Origin of the sequence: Streptomyces sp. JB150, assembly GCF_011193355.1 — a bacterium.
GTDB lineage: Bacteria > Actinomycetota > Actinomycetes > Streptomycetales > Streptomycetaceae > Streptomyces.
The window spans coordinates 98,950-114,363 of sequence record NZ_CP049780.1 but is presented as its reverse complement, the minus strand read 5'-3'; the positions used below and the strand labels follow the sequence as shown (position 1 = coordinate 114,363).

Sequence of the window (15,414 nt, the reverse complement as noted above, 5' to 3'; positions counted from 1 at the left end):
GCCCCGCCCTCACCCCCGGCCCCGACGGCACCGGAACCGCGACCACCTCCGGTACGAAGGAGACCGCCCGATGACGCGCCGCACCCTGCCCGGACGCACGGACCACGTCGTCGTGGTCGGCGCCGGACTCGCCGGACTCTCGGCCGCCCTGCACCTGCTCGGCGCCGGACGCCGCGTCACCCTCGTCGAACGCGACGCACAGCCCGGCGGCCGGGCCGGCCGCCACACCCTCGGCGGCTACCGGATCGACACCGGCCCCACCGTGCTGACCATGCCCGACCTCGCGGACGAGGCCTTCGCGGCCGTCGGCGACAGCCTGCGCCGACGCGTCGACCTGATCCCCCTCCACCCCGCCTACCGGGCCCGCTTCGCCGACGGCAGCAGTCTCGACGTGCACACCGACGCGGACGCGATGGCCGGCGAGGTCGAGCGGTTCGCCGGACCCGCCGAGGCCATGGGCTACCGGCGGCTGCGCGACTGGCTGACCAGCCTCTACCGGGCCCAGATGCGCCACTTCATCGACGCCCACTTCGACTCCCCGCTCGACCTGCTCACCCCCGACCTCGCCCGGCTGGCCGCCCTCGGCGGCTTCGGCCGCCTCGACGCCCGGATCGGCCGCTTCCTCAAGGACGAACGGCTGCGCCGGGTGTTCTCCTTCCAGGCCCTGTACGCGGGCGTGCCACCGGCCCGGACCCTCGCCGCGTACGCCGTCATCGCCTACATGGACACCGTCGCCGGCGTGTACTTCCCCCGAGGCGGCATGCACGCCCTGCCCCGGGCCATGGCGGACGCCGCCGCCGAGGCGGGCGCCGACCTGCGGTTCGGCCGGCGGGTCACCCGCCTCGAACGATCCGGCGGCCGTGTCACCGCCGTCGTCACCGATCAGGACCGCATCCCGTGCGACGCGGTCGTCCTCACCCCCGACCTGCCCGTCGCCTACCGGCTGCTCGGCCACCGGCCGCGCAGACCCCTGCCGCTGCGGCACTCCCCGTCCGCCGTCGTGCTGCACGCCGGCACCGACCGCACCTGGGACCACCTCGCCCACCACACCCTGTCGTTCGGGGCGGCCTGGCACTCCACCTTCGACGAACTCACCCGCACCGGACGGCTGATGAGCGACCCCTCCCTGCTCATCACCCGGCCCACCGCCACCGACCCCTCCCTCGCACCCCCCGGCCGCCACCTGCACTACATCCTCGCCCCCTGCCCCAACACCGACATCGGGCCCGGCGCCGCCGCCTGGACCGACCTGGGCCCGCGCTACCGGGACACGCTGCTGCGCGAGCTGGAGCGGCGCGGCCTCGACGGCATCGAGGCCGCCATCCAGGAGGAGTGCCTGGTCACCCCCGCCGACTGGCAGGCCCGGGGACACGCCGCCGGAACGCCCTTCTCGGTGGCCCACACCTTCGCCCAGACCGGCCCCTTCCGGCCCCGCGACCTGGTCCGGGGCACCGAGAACGCCGTACTCGCCGGCTGCGGCACCACCCCCGGCGTCGGCGTCCCGACCGTGCTGCTGTCGGGGAAACTGGCCGCCGCGCGGATCACCGGCGGACGCACCACCCCGAAGTCGTCCGTCCTGAAGGAGACCCTGGCATGACCGACCGGGAACTCGACGCGGCCGGGATCCACGACCCGGCGCTGCGCGCGGCGTACCGCCACTGCCGCGCCCTCAACGCCCGGCACGGCAGGACGTACTTCCTCGCCACCCGGCTGCTGCCGATCGAACGCAGGCCCGCCGTGCACGCCCTGTACGGCTTCGCCCGCTGGGCCGACGACATCGTCGACTGCCCGGCCCCCGGCGCCGATGCCGCCCGCCCCGGCGCGGCGCTCGCCGAACTGCGGCAGAGCCTCGCCCGAGGACTGCGGCAGGAGCACAGCGAGGAACCCGTGGTGCGGGCCGTCGCCGACACCGCGCGCCGCTACGCCATCGACCACGCGCACTTCCACGACTTCATGGCCGCGATGCACCAGGACCTCGTGGTGACCGACTACCCGACCTACGCGCACCTGAGGGGCTACACGCACGGCTCGGCGGCGGTCATCGGCCTGCAGATGCTGCCGGTGCTCGGCACGGTCGTCCCGCGCGCCCAGGCCGCACCGCACGCGGCCGCCCTGGGCGTGGCCTTCCAGCTGACCAACTTCCTGCGGGACGTCGGCGAGGACCTCGACCGCGGCCGCGTCTACCTGCCCGCCGACCTGCTGGCCGGCCACGGCGTCGGCCGCGGCCTGCTGCGCTGGTGCAGGGACACCGGCCGCCACGACCGCCGCGTCACCGCCGCCCTCCGGGAGTTCGAGGCCCTCACCCGCGGCGTCTACCGCGAGGCGGCACCGGGCATCGCCATGCTGGACCCGGTCTCGCGGCCCTGCATCCGCACCGCGTACGTCCTGTACGGCGGCATCCTCGACGCCGTGGCCCGCGACGGCTACGCCGTCCTGCACCGCCGCGCCGTGGTGCCCCGCCGCCGGCGGGCGACGGTCGCCGCCGACGGACTCGTCCGGGTGATCGCGGCCCGCCTCCGCCACCGCGCCGCGTCCGCAACACCCGAGCCCGGCTCGGCCCCCGCGGCCCCTGCCCCCGCCTCCGCAATGTCCACGACCGCCGAGTCCGCCACCCGCCCCACCGTCTCCGAGGAGATCGCGTGACCCCCGCGCCGTCCGCCCGACGCGGCCGCCTGCCCCTCTCCCTGCGCCGCCGCGCCGTCCCCTGGGAGCGCCAGCGCCCCACCTGGCGGGAGGCCAGGCCCGCGGTGATCGCCCAGGCGCTGAAGCGCGCCCAGGCCCGCCCGTCCGGCAACTGGTACGTCGTCGGCGCCTCCCGCGCCCTGCGCGGCGACCGCCCGCTGGCCCGGACCGTGGCGGGACAGGAGGTGGTCGTCTGGCGCGGCGCCGACGGCCGCCCGCATGCCGGACCGGGGACCTGCCCCCATCTGGGCGCCCCGCTCGCCGACAGCCCCGTGCGCTGCGGCACCCTCGTCTGCCACTGGCACGGCCTCGCCCTGGACGGCGGCCCCTTCGCCGGCTGGGAGCCGCTGCCCGTCCACGACGACGGCGTCCTCGTGTGGGTCCGGCTCGACGCGGCCGGTGGCGAACCACCACTGGACGCGCCCGTCGTGCCACGCCGGCCACCGGCGGCGCGGGCCCTGACGGCCGTGTACGAGGGCACCGGGACCTGCGAGCCGGAGGACGTCGTGGCCAACCGCCTGGACCCCTGGCACGGGGCCTGGTACCACCCGTACTCCTTCGTCGACCTGACGGTGGCCGGCGCGCCCGGCGGGCGCGGGGACACGGACGACGGCTTCACCGTCGACGTGTCCTTCAAGGTGGCCGGGCGGCTCGTCGTCCCGGTCCGGGCCGTCTTCACCGCACCCGAACCCCGCACCGTCGTCATGCACATCACCGAGGGAGAGGGCGTCGGCTCGGTCGTCGAAACCCACGCCACCCCCCTCGGCCCGGACGAGCGGGGCCGCCCGCGCACCGCCGTGACCGAAGCGGTCGTGGCCGCCTCGGACCGCCCCGGCTTCGCCGCCGCCCGCCGCGCCGCACCCCTGCTGCGCCCGCTCATGCGCACCGCCGCGGCCCGCCTCTGGCGCGACGACCTCGCCTACGCCGAACACCGATGGCTGCTGCGCTCGACAGGCCGCTTCCCCGGCTGACACCGCCTGCTTCCCCCTGCCACCCCACCGTCTCCAGGCGACCGGCGCCGGGGCTTTTCCCACCGGCCGGAGAACCGCACCACGCGGGCGCGTCACCGTCCGTCACGCCCGGCAGGCGAGGCGTGATCCACGGCCTGTTCTGGGCCGGCCCGCCCCTCACCGAACTCTTTCAGGCCGGGGATTTCGGGTACCCGATGCCACGCACACCGGAGACGGGTGCGTCGGCCCCGGCCGCGCCCCGCCAGGATCGGAGGAGGGTTCGGATGAGCACGGTGAAGGAATCGGTTGACGTAGAGGTCCCCCTGCGCCGCGCCTACGATCAGTGGACCCAGTTCGAGGAGTTCCCGAACTTCATGGAAGGGGTCGACGAGGTCACGCAGCTCGACGACCGGCACAACCACTGGTCCACGAGCATCGGGGGTGTGCACCGTGAGTTCGACACGGAGATCGTCGACCAGCTGCCGGACGACCGCATCACCTGGCGCACCGTCGGCGGCGACACCCAGCAGCGCGGCTCGGTCCGCTTCGAGCGGCTGGACGACGCGCACACCCGGGTGGAGCTCACGATGGACGTCGAGCCGACCGGTCTCGCCGAGAAGGGCGCCGACGCGCTGGGCATGATCGACCGGCGCGTGAAGGGCGACCTGCGCCGTTTCAAGGAGTACGTCGAGGGCGGCGGCGGCGAGAGCGCCGGCTGGCGCGGACGTATCCGGCCGGGGGACGACCCGGGCACCAGCGCGTGAGGTCGCCGTTCGCGGCGGCACGGTGAGATCCGGCGGGCGGCGGACGCCGCCCGCCGCTCGCCGGTCATGCCCGTCGCCTGCTGGCCACCAGCACCGACCGCTCCAGACGGGGCCGTGTCCCGGACGCACTCGCGGCTTGGGGCCCCGACATCAGCGGCGTCGAGAACACGAACGACATGGCAGCCCGCGAACTGCCCCTCTCACTCCTGGCCCGGACCGTCTCCCCGGCGGCGGGTCAGGAGTGCGGCGCCCACGGCGACGCCCCCGGCAGCGAGGACCTTGACGGCGCCGTAGTAGCCGGACCAGTCGTCGGTGACCGATCCTCCGGACAGGGACAGCCACAGCAGCAGCCCGACGCCCATCACCAGGCAGATCACTCCGCCCACCGGTCCCATTCACGCCATCCGAATCACGCCTCCCTCGATGCGACCACAGGCCAGGACGGGACCGGGCCCATGGGGGTTCCGTGTCGGTTCGGCTGATCGCGAACTCCGGTGCCGCATGGGCGGACCGGCGTGCAGGGTGAGGGCCATGCGGATCACCAAGTTCGGCCACGCGTGCGTACGGCTGGAGAAGAACGGCCGGGCGATCGTCATCGACCCCGGCGTCATGACGTCCGAACCCGACGTGCTGACGGGAGCCGAGGCGGTCCTCATCACGCACGAACACTTCGACCACTTCGATCCGGAGCGCCTGCGCGAAGTCCCGGCGACCGTCTGCACCTGCGCCGGGGTCGCCCGGCACCTCGACGGGTTCGGCGAGCGCGTGCAGGTGGTCCGCGACGGCGACAGCTTCTCCGTCGCCGGCTTCGAGGTCACGGTGGCGGGCGACAAGCACCACTTCAGCCACCCGGACGTGCCGCCCGTCGACAACGTCGGTTTCCTGATCGACGCTGAGGTCTTCCACCCGGGGGACGCGTTGACCGTGGTGGACGCGCCGACACTGCTGGTGCCCGGCCAGGCACCGTGGCTGACGGTGCCCGACCTGATCGGCCACCTGCGCCGGACGGCACCGCGCCGTGCGTACGCCATCCATGACGGACTCCTCAACGAGTGGGGTCTCAAGGTCCTGGACGACGTTCTCGCGATGGAGGCCAAGCGGGCAGGGGCTGATATCCGGCGGCTCCGGCTTGGCGAGAGCGTCGAGCTGTAGACGTCCCGCCCCTCGTCCTCAGCTGTCGACGGCGCCGCCACCGCCGGCGAGCAGCAGCTCCGCCAGGGCCGTTCGTGCGTGGCGCAGCGAGCGGCCCGCACGAGTGGTGGTGATCAGGCCCGCGGCCCGCAGGGCGGAAGCGTGCGCTGAGGCCGTCGCGTTGCTGACGCCGATACGGCGCGCCAGCCCCGTGGTCGTGCGCGCCTCGTCCAAGGAGCGCAGAAGCGCGAGCCGGGTGCGCCCGCGGACCTACCCGAGGGGATCGTCGCACGCCCTGCTCTCAGCCGGGACGAGCGGCAGCCCTCGGCCCGCCGGGTAGGCGAGCGCCACCGGACGGTCCGGCCGGTCCTGGAGGAAGGCGGGGGCGGGGGCGACGCCGTCCGGCGTCAAGTCGGCGAGCGGCTCGGCCCTGCCCGGCAGGTTCCGCAGCAGTCGGCTCCGCCAGCGCCCGAAAAGCAGGGCTTCGTGGGCGGCGCCCAGCATTATCAGGGCCGCGTGCAGTTCGGGCACGGGCGACGGCCGCGGCGCGAACCGTACCCGGACGAGATCGTCAGCCGTGAAATGGATCCGGATCAACACCTGCTCCCGCTTCGCGCCAGCCTTTCGCCCCCAGCCGTGTGCTTCGCCCCGGCCCGGCACCCGCCAAGGATGCCGTTCATGACCTCGTTCTCCGCACCCGGACGCCGCCACCTCGCCAAGGGCGCCCTCGCCGGGGCCGCCGCCCTGCCGGCCGGCCTCGCCCCGGCCTCCGCCGCCCACGACACCCCCCCCGCCCTTCCGACCGCGAGGCGGCACCGCTGCTGCGGCTGAGGCTGCCCGCCCCCAGCGGTCCCTGCGCCGTCGCCGCCAGGACGCTCCACCTCGTCGCCCCCTCCCGCAACGATCCGTGGGCCCCGCGGATCGGCGTGGGTCTTCACCGACTACGCGGCCTTCGTTCCCCAGCTCCACGAGGCCGGCCTGATGACCGCCGCCGGGCGCGCGGCCATGGTCGGCCGGACCGACCCGCGCGTCAGCGTGCCCGCCGTTCACGACCTCGTACGGTCCTTCTTCGCCCGTTACCTGCCGAGCTGAGGTCCGCAGCCCGGATGTCAGGGCGTGAAGATCTGCTCAAGGGAGTCGATGGCACCGTCGGCACCCACGTGGTACGTGAACACCAGGCCGCTGTTCGGGTGCGTTTCCAGCCAGTCGAGGAACTCCTGCACGCCGATCTCCTGGTTCTCGGTGCTCGCCACGATCGGATCGGTGACGGTGATGTGCGCCGCCTGGTTCAGGGGCAGGAAGGTCTCCTTGCCCACGGTGACGAAGGGCGGGCCGTCGGAGTCGGGCGTCGGGCAGTCCCAGTTGCCGTGCTTGAAGATGAGGCTCAGAGAGCCCCCTTCGGGGGTGTAGCGCAGTACGGCGATCTCGTCGGGGGAGACGGGCATCTTGTGATCGCAGTCCGTGCCGGTGCCTGCCGGGTCCTCGGTCGCCGGGCCTTCGGCCGCCGCGCCGCCGGACGCGGGTGCGGGGGAGCCCGCCGGGGCCGACGTCGCAGGGGTCGTGGGGGTGGCCGTAGGGGCCGCCGTGGCAGCGCCCGTACCGGCCGTCACCTTCCCGGACGGCGTGGCACCGGCCTCCGCTCCCGCGCCGCCGCTCGCCGTCGCGGTGGCCGAAGCGGAGGAGCCGGGCGCGGCGGCGGAGCCGCCTGGGCCGCACGCCGTGAGCGTCAGCGTGAACACCCCCGCGGCTCCCAGCGCGGTGAGGGCCGTGCGGAACGGCGCGGGACGGCGACGGCCCTCGGGTCTGATGCCGGTCATGGTGGGTGTCATGGTGGTTCCCCCCTGCTGATGGTTCGCGGCCTCACGGGGGCACGCGAAGTGATGTCGTGGGGGACGATATTCGGCCATCCGCGGTTTCCCTGTCCCGGGGTCGCCCCCGGACCGTTGCAGCCTCGTGACACCGGCGGAACGCGCCCGGCGGAACGTCCCTGGGCAGAACACCGCCGTCAATCTGGCGGGCGGCCCGAACGCCATGCCGCTGCACCTGCCCACCAGGCAGCTCACCCCGGCGCTTCCTCTCCACCGACCGAGCCCCCGCCGGCTGGGGCGCACCCGTCGACCACCCCGGCACCATGCGCCACTGCCCGCGGTCCTTCCTCCCCACCGCCGTGGTGGGCCGGTACTACGGCGAGGGGCAGCCCGCTGGCAGCCGTAGGCCCGCCGGGGGGGGGGCGAGCCACATGCCGAACCGTGGGCACGGGAGCGTGCTGCGGGAGGTCTCAGGAGGCGGCGGCGACGCCGATGCCGATGGCGATGAAGAGCCAGCCGGTCGTCAGCTCCCAGCGGTGGCGGACCTTCGGCCGGGCGAGGAAGGTCCGCAGCCGCGCGGCGACGGCGACCAGGGCGAACCAGTAGACGACACCGATGAGGACGTCGAGGATCCCGAGGAAGAAGACCTGACGCGCCGTCGAGCCGCCGCCGTGCACGAACTGCGGCAGGATGCTCAGGAAGAACAGCGCCGCCTTGGGGTTGAGCACATTGGTGAGGAAGCCCTGGGTGAAGCCGGACCGCCACCGGGCACCGGCCGGCTCGTCCCGCTCGTCCGCGGCCGGGGCCCGCGGACCGGCCGGCCCCCGCGGGCCCTCTGCCGCCGCCGGTTCGGCGCGGCGCTCACGGGCGGCGCGCCGGGCGGCCAGGACCGCCCGGACGCCGAGGTAGACCAGGTAGGCCGCGCCGAGCAGCTTGATGGCGTCGTAGACCACGGGGGAGCGGGCGGCGATCAGCGACAGCCCTGTGGCGGCGGCGAGCATGTGCACGCACAGCCCGGTCTGGGCGCCCAGCGCCGCGGCCCGTCCCTTGGCGGGGTGCTCGGCCGCCGAGCGGACGACCACCAGGAAGTCCGGGCCGGGGACCAGGTAGGCCACCAGAACGACACCGAGGAAACCCGCCAGGTCGGCCGACATCCGCTTCTCCCCTTCGCTCGCCCCGTGGCCCGTTCGCCGCCGAGGGTTCCGTCATGGACGTCATGGACGTCATGGACGCCATCGACGTCACGGACGCCATGGAGGTCATGGGCGGGACCTGACCCGTCCCGCCCGGCCCTGGTCCGCCAAGGGCCCGCTCAGGCCGCGAGCGTGCGTCCGCCGACCACCGAGGCGACGGCTTCGTCGAGTATTCCAAGGCCCTGTTCCACGTGCTCGTCCGCCACGGTCAGCGGCGGAAGGACCTTGGCCACCTCGTCGTGGGGCCCGGCGGTCTCCAGCAACAGGCCGCCCCGGTACGCGGCGTCGCACACCTCGCGGGCCGCACCGGGGCGGTCGAAGGGCAGGCCCCAGGCCAGACCGCGTCCGCGCGGGGCGGCCAGGCCGTGCCGGCGGGCGGTCTCGGTGAGGGCGCGGCGCACCCGTTCCCCCAGGGCCGTGGCCCGGTTCTCCAGCGCACGGTCGGACCAGAACAGCTCCAGCGCGCGGGCCCCGGTGACGAACGCGGGGTTGTACCCGCGGAACGTGCCGTTGTGCTCTCCGGGCTTCCACACGTCGTACTCGGGGCGCATGAGCGTCAGGGCCATGGGCGTCCCGTACCCGCTGATGGACTTGGACAGGCAGACGATGTCGGGAACGATTCCGGCCGTTTCGAAGGAGAAGAACGGGCCGGTGCGTCCGCAGCCCATCTGGATGTCGTCCACCACCAGGAGGGCACCGTGCTCGCGGGCCCAGGCGGCCAGGGCGCGCAGCCATACCGGGCGGGCCGGGTTGACCCCGCCCTCGCCCTGCACGGTCTCCACCACCACCGCCGCGAGCGGCCCGTCCGCGGCGGCACCGTCCAGCGACCGGACGAGCCGCGCCACCGACTCCCCGTCGTCGTCCGCCGGGTGGTCGAAGGGCACGGGCACGGTGTGCGGCAGCGGTACGCCGGCTCCGGCGCGCTTCGCCGGGTTGGCGGTGACGGCCAGGGCGCCGAGCGTCATGCCGTGGAAGCCTCGCTCGAAGTAGGCCACGGTGTGCCGGCCGGTGACCTTCCGGGCGAGCTTGAGCGCGGCCTCGACGGCGTTGGTGCCGCCGGGGCCGGGGAACTGGACGCGGTAGTCCAGGCCGCGCGGGGTGAGCACCAGGTCGCGCAGGCGTTCCAGGAACAGCCGCTTGGCGGTGGTGTGCATGTCGAGTCCGTGGGTGACGCCGTCGCCGGAGAGGTAGTCGAGCAGCGCGGCCTTCAGCTCGGGCGGGTTGTGCCCGTAGTTGAGCGCGCCGGCGCCGGCGAAGAAGTCGATGAAGGACCGTCCGGCCTCGTCGCGCAGCACGGCGCCGCGTCCTGTGCTGAACACGGTGGGCCAGGCCCGGCTGTAGCTGCGGACCTCTGATTCCATGGTGCCGAAGACGCTCATGCTCGATTCCTGTCCTGAGTGCGTGCCTGCGGGTGGGGCGGGGGTGGGTCGGGCGGCGCGGCCGTGATCAGCCGGCCACGGCGTGCTGGTGGCGCTGGTAGAGCACCAGGGCCGGAGCGGTGGGGTCCTGCGCGGTCCACAGGACCCGCCCGATCAGGAGGGTGTGGTCGAGCACGGTGGGCGCCTGGTCGAGGCGGCACACCACGGTCGCGGCGGTGGCCGTGAGGACCGGGCAGCCCTCCTCGTCGCGGTAGGCGACGCCGTCGAAGCGTTCCGCCGCGGGCAGCTCGGCGAAACGGTGCATCAGCTCCCGTTGCTGCCAGCTGAGGATGTTGACCGCGAAACCGCCGTGCGCGCGGGCGTGCCGCACGGTGCGGCCGCCGGTGGCGAGGGAGACGAGCACCGAGGGCGGTTCGGTGGACAGGGAGAGCACGGCGTTGGCGGTGCAGCCGACCGGGCCGTCCGGCCCGGCGGTCGTGATGACCGCGACACCGGTGGCGAGCTGCGCCATGGCGGAGCAGAACTCCTCACGGCCGGGCAGCGTGGTGGGGGTGGTGGGCGCGGTCACGTCACCGGGTTCCTTCCGGGAGGCGGGTGCGGTGGGCGAGGGCCGCGGGCCGGTCCGCGGGAGGGGAGCGGTGCGGGCCGGACGCGGCCGGGCGGGCCCCGTCCAGGGCGGCCCGGACGGCCTTGCGGTCGGTCTTGCCGTTGAGGTTGAGGGGCAGTTCGGGCAGGCGCAGCAGGGTGCGGGGCACCATGTAGGCGGGCAGCCGCTCCTGCAGGGCCGCGAGCAGCGGCGCGGGGTCGGGGGCGTCTCCGGTGTAGACGGCCTCCAGCAGGGGGGTGGACCGCTCGGTGCGGGCCACGACCACGGCGTCGGCGACACCGGGGCACGAGCGCAAGGCCTCCTCGACCTCACCCAGTTCGACCCGGTAGCCGCTGATCTTCACCTGGTTGTCGAGGCGGCCGAGGTGTACGAGGGCGTCACCGTCACGGGCCACCCGGTCCCCGGTCCGGTACCAGTGGGAGCTGGTCAGCGGACCGCCCTCGTAGGCGGTGAGTCCCGCGTCCGGCTCACCGGTGGCGAACCGCCCCGGGTCGTCCGCCGGGTCGAGATAGCCGGGGAACCGCTGCGCGCCGCGGACGAGGAGTTCACCCTGGTCGGCGGGGCGCATCCGCTCGTCGACGACGACGATCTCGGCGCCGGGGTGGGCGGTGCCGATGGGCACGGTGCCGTTCGCGGTGTGCGGCCAGGCCGCCGGGTCCGCGGGCAGCCGGTAGCCGGTGCAGGTGACGGTCAGTTCGGTGGGGCCGTACAGGTTCTCCAGCCGGGCCTCCGGCGCGGCCTCGGCGAAGGCGCGGGCCTGCCGCACGGTGAGGGGTTCGCCCGCGAAGGCCGCGTACCGCAGCGTCGGCATGGACTTTGCCGGCAGCCGGCGCAGCCGGGCCGCGAGCGAGACGACCGAGGGCACGGAGAACCAGTGGGTCAGCCGGTGCCGCCGGACGAAACCGGCCGGGTCCATCAAGTCGTCCGCGTCGGCGACGACGAGGGCCGCCCCGGTGCTCCAGGCCACGAACATGTCGAACACGGAAGGGTCGAAGGTGAGGCCGAACGTCTGCGAGAGCCGGCTGTCCGGCCCGGCGCCGCTGCGTTCGACCGCGTGCCGCAGATAGGCGTCGGTGTTGGCGTGCCGGATCACCACCCCCTTGGGCCGGCCGGTGGAACCGGAGGTGAACAGGATGTACGCGGTGTCGTGCGGGCCGGGGCCGGGCAGCCGGCGCAGGTCCGGTGCGTCGGCCGGGTCCGTCAGGGCGACCGGGCGGAGCGGCGCGGCCCGCCCCGCCGGTCCGCTGTCGGCGGCGGCGTCGGCCAGGACCACTTCCGCGCCGGACTGCCGTACGACGGACTCGTTACGGCCCGGTGGAACCGCCGGGTTGAGCGGCACCACCGCGCCACCGAGCCGCTGCACCGCCAGGTAGGCCGCGTAGGTGACGGGGGTGCGCTCCGCCAGCAGGGCGACGCGACGGGGCGGGGGCGCGCCGGCGGCGAGCCGGGCGGCCAGGGACTCGGCGTGGGCTCGCAGCCGCGCGTAGGTGAGGGTGGTGCTCCCGGCGACGAGTGCGGGGCGGTCCGGGTGCCGGGCGGCCGTGCGGGCGAAGCGGTCCCAGAGGGTGAGGGCGGACGTCGGCACCGCGATCAGCTCCCCTGGCCGGCGGGTGACGCCACGTCGGCGAGCGCCGTGGGCACGCCGTAGCCGTGGGCGGCGTGCAGCGGCGAGGCCGCCGCCTCCAGCTCCGCGAGGACGGCGAACGCGCCGGTGACCAGGGACGGCCGGGGACGGCCCCGGCGAGCCGAGTTGGCCGCGAAGCGCAGCAGGCGCGGCAGTTCGCGCCACTTCGCGGTCGTGGCGCCGACGGCCCGGCGCTCCTGCGGGGACAGCGCGCCGTCGGCGGCCAGCAGGTGCGCGTCGCGGAACATGTGGTGCTGCGCCGCCGCCCACACGTCCTCCAGCACGCCCCGCCCGCCGTCGCCCCGCAGGTCCGCCAGCACCAGCCGCGCGGTCTCCTCCAGCGCGGCCGCCCCGGTCAGCCAGGTCCCGCCGGGCAGGTGTTCCGCGGTCGTGCCCTCCTCCTCGGCCAGCCACTGATACGTCTCCTGCGCCGGGGTGGCCACGGGGAAGCCGAAGGCCAGCGCGTTGCGTGCGCGGTGCACCTCCGACAGGCCCCGGGGAAAGGCCAGCAGGGCCGACAGCTCCGCCCCGGACAGCTCTCCGGCGAACGGCTCCTGGTGTCCGCCGCCGCTGAACAGGGCGGTGAAGCCGTCCACCACGTGCCAGCCCCCGTCGGGCGTACGGCCGTCCACGAGGATCAGGTGGGGCGCGTGGGCGTCCGCCGCGCCGGACAGCCAGGGCAGAAAGCCGCTGTCGGCGACCGCCAGCACCCGGCCGCGCGCGGCCAGTTCGGCGGCGATGCCGGTGAGCGCCGCGTCGGCGTCGGGCGCGCCCCGGTACGCGAGCCTGCGCCCGCCGGGCAGGTTGTCCAGGGCGCGGTCGTGATGGGAGAAACGGCCGGTGGCCGGGTCGACCGCGAGCCGCACGGCGCGGGCCACCAGACCGGCGCGGGCGGGCGCCCGCGCGGCCAGGTAGCCGGCGAGGTTCTCCGTGTAGCAGCTCAGTCCCCGGCTGAGGGGAGGGGTGACATCGGTACGCATCGGTCCTCCGCGGGACGGAATGGGAGTCGAGACGTGCGGGGCGCCGGGATCCGGTGGCCCGGTCAGGACGATCGGGGCGCCAGGATCCGGCGGCCGCGGGGGGCGTCCTGTGGGGGCGCGGGGTGTGCTGCGGGCGGCCCGAAGGCGCAGGCCAGGGCGACCGGTCCGGCGCCCGGGCCGGACCAGGGCGGTCGCCTCCACCGCAGCGCCCCCCAGGTGCCGGCCCGGCCGCCCGGCCCGGCGCGCACCCGCCACGGCGCGCCGGCCAGACCGGTGCCGCGCGCCTTCACGCACGCCTCCTGCACGGTCCAGATCCGGGCGAAGGCGAGGGCTGCCCGCTCGGGCGGCAGGCTCGCCAGGCGTGCCGCGGTGCCGGGTGCGCAGCAGCGGCGCAGCAGGGCGGCCGAGGGTTCCCTCGGCACCTGGACGTCGACGCCGACGTCCAGTCCCGCGGCGACGGCGGCGGCCGCGTAGGGGCCGCTGTGCGAGACGCTCACTCCGGTGTCCGGGGAACCGGGCAGCCGGGGGCGGCCGGCCGGTTCGGGGACCACCGGGGCGCAGGCGTCCTCTTCACCGGCCACCTCGGCGAGCAGCAGCCGCAGCAGTGCCCGGCCGGCCAGGTGCTCGCGGGCTCGCCAACCGGCCATGCCGGCGGCCGCACGGTACTCCTCCGGGCGCAACCGCCGCACGGCGCCCGGTGTGCCCAGCACGGTGTCCGCGGGCGCCAGGGCGACGACGACGCCGGGAGCCGGTGCCCACAGACGGACCCCGGGCGCACCGGGCGGACCGGCCGCCTCGGCGGGCGGCCGGCGCCGGGCGGGGAGCGCGACGGCCGACGGGAGGGGAACGGTCTCAGGCAAGGGTGGTCTCCTGGTCCAGCAGACTGAGCGAGCCGTTCGCCAGGTGCAGCCGGTCGTTGCCGTAATTCAGCGAGGCGGACCTCAGATCGCGCAGGGCGCGCTCCAGGCCGAGCGGCTGGTGGCGGAGGTAGCCGTGGCGCAGCCCCACCAGCTCGATCAGCTCGTCCACCGCGGCCGGGCACTGCTCGGAGGCCGTCACCTTCAAGGCGTTGACCAGCAACTGCCAAGGGGCGCCGCCCCGTTCCCGCTCGGACAGGGAGACGTACACGTCGGCGGCGTGGCTGAGCATCGCCTGGACCGTGTCGACGCGCTGGCGGGCCCGGGACAGCCGGGTCAGCAGCAGCTCGCTTTTCAGGTCGCGGCGGCGGCGCTCCTCCGGGCTGCGCAGCAGCCGCAGGGTCCGGGAGAGGGCTCCGGCCGCGGTGCCCAGCCAGCAGGCGCTCCAGCCGAGGTGGGCCAGCGGGGCGAACACGTCGACCATGACCCGGCGGAACTCGCCGTGCGCGCCCACGACCTGGTCGTGCGGCACCGCTCCGGTGAGGCGCATCGGCACACTGTGCGTTCCGCGCATGCCCAGCGGGTCCCAGCCGCCGAGGACCTGCACGTCCAGTTGCTCCCGCTCGGCGTAGACCAGCGACACCTGGCTGTCGGAGGTGGCGCCGGGCGCGAGGACGGTGATCAGGAAGGCGTCGGCGTGGGGGCCGCCGGTGACGATCGGCGCCATCCGGTCCAGTTCGACGAGGCCACCCGCGCGCCGGGTGTCCGTGCCCGAGCTGAGCAGATGGCCGCCCTTGCCGGCCTCGGTGGTCACCGACCCCAGGTACAGGTCGCCCCGGGCGACGCGGGGCAGGACCCGTTCGCGCAGTTCCTCGGAGGCGTGGTGGACCAGCGCCGCGACCTGCTGGCCGTGCATGGCGAACACCATGGCGGCCGACATGTCGTGACGGGCGATCAGTTGCGAGGCGGCGAGCAGATCGGACACCGAGCCGCCCAGGCCGCCGTAGCGGGCCGGGACCAGCAGTCCGAGGAAGCCGGAGGTGCGCATCGCGGTCAGCCCGTCCAGCGGGAAGGCCGCCTTCTCGTCGCTCTCCGCGGCGTGCCGCTCCACCGCGTGCAGCACGGGCGTCAGCCGCTCGGCGAGAGCCTGGTCGAGCGCTTTCACCGGGCGTCCTGCAGGGAGGCGGAGCGGGCGCTCTCCACGGCGGCCCACAGACTGCCGGCGGTCTCGAAGTTGGCGTCGGTGAGCTGGTCGTCGGGGAGCGTCACCCCGCAGTTGTCCTCCAGGTCGAAGACGAGATCGATGGCCTGCATGGAGTTAAGCCCCAGGTCGCGCAGCCGGTCCTCGGGGCGCAGCTCCTGCTCGGGAGTCAGGTAGCGCAGGTGGGGACGGAGCGTGTCGACGAAAGCCTGGTCCATGGTGGGTCTCCTGAGAGTGA

17 protein-coding genes and 1 pseudogene are annotated in these 15,414 nt (G+C 75.0%); 6 read left to right on the top strand and 12 right to left on the bottom strand.

Going from position 1 to position 15,414, the window contains the following annotated elements; translation table 11 throughout:
• Positions 1–70: 70 nt before the first annotated feature.
• The 4 genes from G7Z13_RS00550 to G7Z13_RS00535 all read left to right on the top strand — a co-directional run bounded on the left by G7Z13_RS00550 (position 71) and on the right by G7Z13_RS00535 (position 4,396).
• Positions 71–1,597: a phytoene desaturase gene (locus G7Z13_RS00550; protein WP_165995035.1), complete on the top strand. Its 1,527-nt coding sequence runs from the start codon at positions 71–73 to the stop codon at positions 1,595–1,597.
• Positions 1,594–2,643 (top strand): phytoene/squalene synthase family protein, encoded by a 1,050-nt coding sequence (locus G7Z13_RS00545; RefSeq protein ID WP_165995034.1) that lies wholly within the window; start codon positions 1,594–1,596, stop codon positions 2,641–2,643. The genes G7Z13_RS00550 and G7Z13_RS00545 overlap by 4 nt, the downstream gene beginning before the upstream one ends.
• Positions 2,640–3,653 (top strand): DUF5914 domain-containing protein, encoded by a 1,014-nt coding sequence (locus G7Z13_RS00540; protein WP_165995033.1) that lies wholly within the window; start codon positions 2,640–2,642, stop codon positions 3,651–3,653. The genes G7Z13_RS00545 and G7Z13_RS00540 overlap by 4 nt, the downstream gene beginning before the upstream one ends.
• Positions 3,654–3,916: 263 nt before the next feature.
• Complete coding sequence (locus G7Z13_RS00535) at positions 3,917–4,396, top strand: SRPBCC family protein (RefSeq protein ID WP_165995032.1); 480 nt, start codon at positions 3,917–3,919, stop codon at positions 4,394–4,396.
• Positions 4,397–4,596: 200 nt separating this feature from the next.
• Here G7Z13_RS00535 and G7Z13_RS00530 read toward each other — a convergent pair whose 3' ends face one another.
• Positions 4,597–4,791 (bottom strand): hypothetical protein, encoded by a 195-nt coding sequence (locus G7Z13_RS00530; RefSeq protein ID WP_165995031.1) that lies wholly within the window; start codon positions 4,789–4,791, stop codon positions 4,597–4,599.
• A 136-nt stretch (positions 4,792–4,927) separates the two neighbouring features.
• Between G7Z13_RS00530 and G7Z13_RS00525 the strand changes: the two genes are divergently transcribed.
• Positions 4,928–5,548, top strand: coding sequence for an MBL fold metallo-hydrolase (locus G7Z13_RS00525; protein WP_165995030.1), 621 nt, complete (start codon positions 4,928–4,930; stop codon positions 5,546–5,548).
• Between the two features lie 18 nt (positions 5,549–5,566).
• On the opposite strand, the pseudogene G7Z13_RS34195 reads toward G7Z13_RS00525, so the two are convergent.
• Positions 5,567–5,773: pseudogene (locus tag G7Z13_RS34195) on the bottom strand (helix-turn-helix domain-containing protein); the annotation flags it as partial.
• A gap of 24 nt (positions 5,774–5,797) precedes the next feature.
• Positions 5,798–6,124: a hypothetical protein gene (locus tag G7Z13_RS34190; RefSeq protein WP_346767985.1), complete on the bottom strand. Its 327-nt coding sequence runs from the start codon at positions 6,122–6,124 to the stop codon at positions 5,798–5,800.
• An 81-nt stretch (positions 6,125–6,205) separates the two neighbouring features.
• On the opposite strand from G7Z13_RS34190, the gene G7Z13_RS00515 reads away from it, so the two are divergent.
• Positions 6,206–6,358: a hypothetical protein gene (locus tag G7Z13_RS00515; RefSeq protein WP_165995029.1), complete on the top strand. Its 153-nt coding sequence runs from the start codon at positions 6,206–6,208 to the stop codon at positions 6,356–6,358.
• A 278-nt stretch (positions 6,359–6,636) separates the two neighbouring features.
• On the opposite strand, the gene G7Z13_RS00510 is transcribed toward G7Z13_RS00515, so the two are convergent.
• The 9 genes from G7Z13_RS00510 to G7Z13_RS00470 all read right to left on the bottom strand — a co-directional run bounded on the left by G7Z13_RS00510 (position 6,637) and on the right by G7Z13_RS00470 (position 15,394).
• Positions 6,637–7,344, bottom strand: a complete 708-nt coding sequence (locus tag G7Z13_RS00510) for a hypothetical protein (RefSeq protein WP_165995028.1) — start codon at positions 7,342–7,344, stop codon at positions 6,637–6,639.
• Positions 7,345–7,805: 461 nt separating this feature from the next.
• Entirely contained in the window at positions 7,806–8,489 is a 684-nt protein-coding gene (locus G7Z13_RS00505) for a LysE family translocator (RefSeq protein ID WP_165995027.1), read from the bottom strand.
• Between the two features lie 158 nt (positions 8,490–8,647).
• Entirely contained in the window at positions 8,648–9,907 is a 1,260-nt protein-coding gene (locus tag G7Z13_RS00500; RefSeq protein ID WP_165995026.1) for an aspartate aminotransferase family protein, read from the bottom strand.
• Between the two features lie 67 nt (positions 9,908–9,974).
• Complete coding sequence (locus G7Z13_RS00495; protein WP_206312960.1) at positions 9,975–10,475, bottom strand: flavin reductase family protein; 501 nt, start codon at positions 10,473–10,475, stop codon at positions 9,975–9,977.
• A gap of 1 nt (position 10,476) precedes the next feature.
• A complete protein-coding gene (locus tag G7Z13_RS00490; protein ID WP_165995025.1) occupies positions 10,477–12,099 on the bottom strand; it encodes an amino acid adenylation domain-containing protein in 1,623 nt (540 codons plus the stop codon).
• A 5-nt stretch (positions 12,100–12,104) separates the two neighbouring features.
• Positions 12,105–13,118 (bottom strand): BtrH N-terminal domain-containing protein, encoded by a 1,014-nt coding sequence (locus G7Z13_RS00485; protein ID WP_165995024.1) that lies wholly within the window; start codon positions 13,116–13,118, stop codon positions 12,105–12,107.
• A gap of 62 nt (positions 13,119–13,180) precedes the next feature.
• Complete coding sequence (locus G7Z13_RS00480; protein ID WP_165995022.1) at positions 13,181–13,978, bottom strand: 4'-phosphopantetheinyl transferase superfamily protein; 798 nt, start codon at positions 13,976–13,978, stop codon at positions 13,181–13,183.
• Entirely contained in the window at positions 13,971–15,140 is a 1,170-nt protein-coding gene (locus G7Z13_RS00475; protein ID WP_206312959.1) for an acyl-CoA dehydrogenase family protein, read from the bottom strand. The genes G7Z13_RS00480 and G7Z13_RS00475 overlap by 8 nt, the downstream gene beginning before the upstream one ends.
• The gene (locus tag G7Z13_RS00470; RefSeq protein WP_165995020.1) at positions 15,137–15,394 is read right to left on the bottom strand and encodes an acyl carrier protein; all 258 of its coding nucleotides are present in this window, start codon (positions 15,392–15,394) and stop codon (positions 15,137–15,139) included. The genes G7Z13_RS00475 and G7Z13_RS00470 overlap by 4 nt, the downstream gene beginning before the upstream one ends.
• Between the last annotated feature and the right edge of the window lie 20 nt (positions 15,395–15,414).